We start from the raw sequence: 3,539 nt of genomic DNA, 5'->3' as shown, positions 1-3,539 counted from the left end.
GCTTATCAAGCCCACAAAACTGTCCGAACGGACGGGGCCACCTCAAAATATACATAAAATTATTATTTGATATCGAAATATATATATATCAATCTTGAAAGGTACCCAAAATTTTGATATATAAAACTGCATCATACATGTGAATTGATGCAGAAAAGAACATTGATATGAGCTACGACATAACAGGCATAGCAGAGCGATTGCAAGCAGCGCGCAAAACCAAGGGGTTAAGCCAACGCGAGTTGAGCGAGTTGGCTGGGGTGCCTCAAGCGCAGATTTCCCGGATCGAAGCAGGAACTGTCGACCTACGCCTCTCAAGCTTGGCCGCGCTCGCTCATGCCCTTGATCTGGAGCTTGCTCTTGTTCCACGCAAGGCTGTGGCCGTCGTGCGTTCCCTAAGCCGCGATGCGATCAGCTCCAACCGCAAAGACGTCGTTGCAATCCAAAAGGAGATGCAGCGAATCAGTGAGACAATGCGCGGCATCCAAATGAGCATGCCAGACCTCGAAGGACTTCAGCGACTTCAGAAGTCTATCTCCGACTTGCACCGGTTCCGAGTATCGATGCTCGACCTCGAGGAAATGAAAAAACTGCGTCACATAATTGAGCAGATCGGTCGTCCAGGAAAAGAGATGGTCTCACTCAATGAAAGCCTCAAAATAATGCGAACGATCCGCAACAAGGCTTCACATGATCCGCTACCCGATAGCGGAGATACCCTATCACGTCCGGCCTACTCTCTTGATGAGGAGGACGATGATGCTTGATGTTTCCTTCCTGACCGTCAAACTCCATGGCAAACCGATCGGGACACTCACGCATCTTGGCGATGAACGATCTATATTTACGTTCAATGACGCCTATATTGGTAACGCGGACAGAGAAACGCTCGGTTTGTCCTTCAAAGACCAGTATGGGGAGTTGCGGAACGACTTCAGGCCGATCAAGGTGAAGCTCATGCCGTTCTTCTCGAACCTGCTTCCTGAAGGTCGTCTCCGCAGCTATCTGGCAGAAAAGGCGGGCGTCAATGAGATGCGTGAGTTCTTCCTGATCCAAGCCCTCGGCCGCGACCTGCCCGGGGCTGTGACGGTCGAGGTCGCTGAAGATGAAGCACGGCCTTTGTTTGATGATCTCGATGATCAAGTCGAGGTTAAGGGCTCAAACACCCATGAAAACGCGCTCCGGTTTTCGCTTGCTGGGGTTCAGTTGAAATTTTCAGCCGTCATCGACGCTGCCGGTGGCCTGACCATTCCAGCAAGCGGGATCGGGGGCGACTGGATCGTCAAGCTTCCCTCAAGAGAGTATCATGGCATCCCTGAAAACGAATTCTCGATGATGACGCTTGCTCGCATGGTTGGCATCAATGTCCCACCTATCGGCTTGGTAAACATTAGTGGTATCAACAACTTGCCTGATGGCATCGACCAGCTTGGAGATAAGGCTTTTATTATCGAGCGCTTTGATCGTCGCGAAGATGGCACATCCATCCATATCGAGGACTTTGCTCAGGTCTATGGGGTCTATTCCGAAGATAAGTACAAAAAGGCAAGCAACCGCAGCATCGCGGCGGTGATCGCGGCTGAGTCCGATCATAACGATGTTGCCGAGTTCATCCGTCGCCTGACTTTCAATACCCTCATCGGCAACGGGGATATGCATCTGAAAAATTGGTCACTCATCTACCCCGACCAGCGGACCGCCAAGCTCTCTCCTGCCTATGACTTCGTATCGACGATTCCCTACATTCCGGGCGATCAGTCGGCCTTGAATTTCAGTCGTACGCGACGGTTTGATCAATTCACGAAAGAGGAGCTTCTTCACCTCGCCGGCAAGGCCGCGCTGCCGAGAAAGCTGGTCCTCGACACGGCACGTGAAACTGTCGGTCTCTTCATGGATCGATGGTCATCCGAGAAGGCGCATCTTCCGATGTCCCGTCATATAGTCAAGGTCATCGATAACCATCTAAAGACTCTGCCTATCATAGGCGAGGCGACCAGCTAAGAAACGAAGCAGAATGAATATTGCCGCTGGATCCGGAGATAAGACTTTCAAGCAATGATGTCCGCTTTGCGAAACACAGTCCAGCACTCCGCATGACCAATGTGTAGGCGTAAGCGAACATCGCGAAGATGAATTATCCTCCTGACACAACATTCAATGAAAATTCCGGGCCTTCACAAGGATATTTTCGACAGACCTGTCCTGATCAAGGTTGGAGAGAGCCTGCAGCGACCGATTCCCCACATCGGCCAGCAGGTGGGAGAGATCCACAATCTCACGCGCCACCAGATGCACCACCTCCCCTTCCTTCTGCAACCGTCCGACAACCCCCAGCATCTGGCCTGAGAGGACCACACGATGAAAGCGCTCGAACATATCGGGCCAGATAATCACGTTGATCGCCGCCGTTTCGTCCTCCAGCGTCATGAACACCACGCCCTCGGCCGAACCGGGCCGCTGGCGGACCAGCACCAGTCCAGCCACCGACAGGCTGCTCCTGTCCCGCGCCTCCAGGGCCTGCCGGCACGTCACCATCCCGCGCTCGCTAAGATCATCGCGCAGGAACGCCACGGGATGATCTCGCAGGGTCAGGCCGGTGCGATTGTAATCGCGTGCGACTTCGGCCCCGTCCCGCATGGGCTGGAGCAGCACATCAGGTTCTTCCGCTTCACGCACGATGGCGGCTGCGGCAAACAGCGGCAGGGGTTCGTCACGTAGTGCTTTGATCGCCCAAAGCGCCTCGCGCCGGACCAGACCCAGTCCCGGCCGGAAGGCGTCCGCCTCGGCCAGATGGGTCAGGGTCGCCCCCTTCACCCCTGCCCTACGCCACAAATCGTCGACCGAGGCAAAGGGGCGGTTGCCCCGCGCGGCTACGATCCGGGCGGCATCCTCATTGGCCAGCCCTTTCACTAGGTTCATACCCAGACGGACGGCAAACAGCCCGTCATTCCGCTCCGGGCCTTCGAGCGTGCTGTCCCAGCGCGAGGCGTTGATGCAGATCGGCCGGATCTCGACCCCGTGCTCGCGGGCGTCGCGCACAAGTTGGGCCGGGGCGTAGAAGCCCATGGGCTGGCTGTTCAGGAGTGCTGCCAGAAACACATCCGGATGGGTGCATTTCATCCACGATGACGAATAGGCCAGAATGGCGAAGCTGGCCGCATGGCTTTCGGGAAAGCCGTAACTGCCAAACCCCTCAAGCTGCTGGAAGATGCGCTCGGCAAAGGTCGCGGGATAACCCCGCGCCGTCATGCCCTCGATCAGGCGCGTGCGGAAGCGCGAGACCGTTCCGGTATTCTTGAACGTCGCCATGGCCCGGCGCAGTTGGTCGGCCTCGGATGCCGAAAACCCGGCACAGACCATGGCCACCTGCATCACCTGTTCCTGAAACAGCGGAATGCCCAGCGTCTTCCTGAGCACCTTTTCGAGTTCCGGCGTCGGGTAGATTTCTTTCTCCTGCCCGGCCCGCCGGCGCAGATAGGGATGCACCATGTCGCCCTTATGTGGACGGCCTTTACGATGCAAGAGGTCACATTGATTGC

The 3,539-nt window shown here is 55.8% G+C and carries 3 protein-coding genes; 2 read left to right on the top strand and 1 reads right to left on the bottom strand.

What is annotated here, in order from left to right; translation table 11 throughout:
* The first annotated feature begins 167 nt into the window (after positions 1-167).
* A complete protein-coding gene (locus tag B7449_RS10860) occupies positions 168-767 on the top strand; it encodes a helix-turn-helix domain-containing protein (protein ID WP_019087483.1) in 600 nt (199 codons plus the stop codon).
* Positions 757-2,001, top strand: coding sequence for a type II toxin-antitoxin system HipA family toxin (locus B7449_RS10855; protein ID WP_048883617.1), 1,245 nt, complete (start codon positions 757-759; stop codon positions 1,999-2,001). Before B7449_RS10860 ends, B7449_RS10855 begins: the two co-directional genes overlap by 11 nt.
* Positions 2,002-2,154: 153 nt before the next feature.
* Here the strand turns inward: B7449_RS10855 and B7449_RS10850 are convergent.
* On the bottom strand, positions 2,155-3,539 hold a 1,385-nt coding region (locus B7449_RS10850; protein WP_048883618.1), incomplete at its 5' end, for a helix-hairpin-helix domain-containing protein.

The organism is Komagataeibacter intermedius TF2, from assembly GCF_000964425.1.
GTDB classification, from domain to species: domain Bacteria; phylum Pseudomonadota; class Alphaproteobacteria; order Acetobacterales; family Acetobacteraceae; genus Komagataeibacter; species Komagataeibacter intermedius.
Note: the sequence above shows the minus strand (reverse complement) of the source record. Positions and strands in the feature narration are given on the sequence as shown.

Bases quoted from the DNA above. Each gene is read 5' to 3' on its own strand.
- B7449_RS10860 (WP_019087483.1), top strand. From the start codon at position 168: ATGAGCTACGACATAACAGGCATAGCAGAGCGATTGCAAGCAGCGCGC.
- B7449_RS10855 (WP_048883617.1), top strand. From the start codon at position 757: ATGATGCTTGATGTTTCCTTCCTGACCGTCAAACTCCATGGCAAACCG.